This window comes from Microcoleus sp. AR_TQ3_B6 (assembly GCF_036702785.1).
Taxonomy (GTDB): domain Bacteria; phylum Cyanobacteriota; class Cyanobacteriia; order Cyanobacteriales; family Microcoleaceae; genus Microcoleus.
Genome location: NZ_JAUBVJ010000219.1, coordinates 1 through 2,137 on the forward strand (window position 1 = coordinate 1; position 2,137 = coordinate 2,137).

Below are 2,137 nucleotides of genomic sequence, written 5' to 3' on the forward strand. Positions count from 1 at the left end.
TGAGTCTCCCTACGAGAGTACATACCAGATCTTTTTCCTCAAATCCGAACTTCTCCCGTGCTTTTTGTCGCTCTTCAAAACTAGGAAGACGATAAGATTTTGTATCCGTGCCAGCTAATATCTTGCGAACTTTGTTTTTATGAAACCCCAAATCTTTGAGCAAAAATCTTTCAATCTCTGAAGAGCAGGCAATAAAGGCTTTTGGTGCAAACGCTCTCAAGTATATCTGGTATTTTCTGATTTTAGGTCGCAATACAGATTTTATCCAGGTTGAATTTTCATCTTGTATTAATAAAAGAAAGGTAGCAACACACTCTAACCCAGTGAAAATCTTGAGGAGACGCGCCAGCAGCAACATCGAGAATCCATGTGCGTGAAATAGGGAAATTTCATATTTATTTACTATCTCCTTAATCCGACGAATATTAGCCCAAGTTGGAAGAAAAGGTTTCATATCCTCAAATACTATCCAGTCTTCTGATAAGTCTTTGAGTGCTTGAAAACTACCTTCAGAGCCTGCATCGTAATTCACGGGTCCGGTAATCAGGACGACCCTCCACCCAACCGCTTTGAAACCACGAATCAGAGTCTCACAATGGGATGCAACCCCGTCATTACAATCGACACGCTTTAAGAGGAATCCTACAGTTTTTTGTGTTTCCATTTTCTGTTCTTTACCTCGCAAACTTTTGCAGTTGACACATTTTTTTGAATAACAATTATGCTGTTGGTAAAAGTGTTACAAACATTTTTCGTAAATCCTAGCACACTCAAAAATCAACGACAATTTTTATTATAAAACTTATGCAATGGAGCAATTTTTATACTATTTGTAAAGTGCTGGCATTAATCGGAACTTCCCCCGCCTGCTCGCTATCGTTCCGATCCAAACCAATACGGAGCGAGACTTTCCCGTTTTGGGAAATTTTTTTACATGAATACAAGTCGTGGAAACCATTATCTAGCGGGGTTTTTGCTTAATTTTACTATCTCACAAGGGATAGTAGGCAAAGATTAAGAAAATCTTAAATACATGACTGCAGATGTCTAACGCTCAAATCGCCTACACCTATATCCCCAAATAAATACAGCTAACGGAACGCCGCCCAAAGCGGGGAAGTTCCGATTAATGACAATGAATGATTCAACTGTTGTTAGCCCTGAACCTCAAAGTATCAACTTCATTTAAAGCCAGCAATCCTTTGGTGTTGGGAGTGTTTATTAGCTGCCATCACTAGAGCCAAAAATCCCCAGAAAACCATGCCAGAGATACCAACAATCACGTTTGAACCAGCTAGCATCGGCAGGAACCCAACAACAATAGCACGAGCAGCACTGGCAAACGGATCGGAATTAGACTTAGAGGCTTGGAACAGGCTATAAAAAATTAGGAGTAGCGCACATATATAGGGCATGGCTCCCTTCCAGCCCTAGGTAAGAAGTAGTTCGATAATTCCACTGTCAATCGGCTCAAGAGTTCCATTTCCCTTACCAATAACCTCACTCTGCGCATGATTTAGTGTTCGGCCGTAGAGGTTTGCTCTGTCCTTTGCACTCTGATCGTCTTTAACGTTAGAAAAACTGGTTACACGAGACTGAATGACTGGGGAAAACGGCTCGACTGTAGACAAGGGAACGACTAATATTGCTAGAACCAGGATCACAGCAATTAAACGCATCTGCACAATTCCTTGGAGAAAACCGAGCAGGGCAACCAAAGATACCATCCAGCCCCCCAAGCCGCGCGTACCGTTGTTAATAGGAGAGACAAGATACCAAGTACTACACCAGGAATACGTAACCTCCCTTGACCAATGAATAGCAACATAGTGCCTGGTATCATAACCGTTGCAATATGTAAGGGAGAATTCATTGTACTCCAGACGCGAAGTCCTAGCGGTTCTGGTTTTCCCATGGGAAGAATAGGTTTTATATCCTCACTCTTCCCTAGGATCCAAAAGCCAACCCCATGCTGATTATTAAAGCCATGGATGTGGCAGGAGATAGAGTATTTGCTGTTGAGTCTAGAAAGGCTGAGGTATATGTGTATGATGCCGGGACGGGAGCATTTGTAGCCAAATTAAGCCCCGGCTCTGAGGTTGGTAAGGAGACTGGCTGGATTGATATTCCCTACGCA

General features: G+C 42.4%; 3 protein-coding genes. 1 reads left to right on the plus strand and 2 read right to left on the minus strand.

Annotation, left to right across the window (positions count from 1 at the left end):
- Positions 1-664 (minus strand): glycosyltransferase (locus QUB56_RS36755; protein ID WP_332961279.1); only part of this gene is annotated, 664 nt, incomplete at its 3' end.
- A 596-nt stretch (positions 665-1,260) separates the two neighbouring features.
- Here QUB56_RS36755 and QUB56_RS36760 point away from each other — a divergent pair.
- Positions 1,261-1,383 (plus strand): hypothetical protein, encoded by a 123-nt coding sequence (locus QUB56_RS36760; protein WP_332961280.1) that lies wholly within the window; start codon positions 1,261-1,263, stop codon positions 1,381-1,383.
- Between the two features lie 47 nt (positions 1,384-1,430).
- On the opposite strand, the gene QUB56_RS36765 is transcribed toward QUB56_RS36760, so the two are convergent.
- Complete coding sequence (locus QUB56_RS36765; protein WP_332961281.1) at positions 1,431-1,727, minus strand: hypothetical protein; 297 nt, start codon at positions 1,725-1,727, stop codon at positions 1,431-1,433.
- Positions 1,728-2,137 lie beyond the last annotated feature (410 nt).

Excerpts from the sequence above, each read along its gene's own strand:
- QUB56_RS36760 (WP_332961280.1), top strand. The coding sequence starts at position 1,261 with ATGCCAGAGATACCAACAATCACGTTTGAACCAGCTAGCATCGGCAGG.
- QUB56_RS36765 (WP_332961281.1), bottom strand. The coding sequence starts at position 1,727 with ATGGTATCTTTGGTTGCCCTGCTCGGTTTTCTCCAAGGAATTGTGCAG.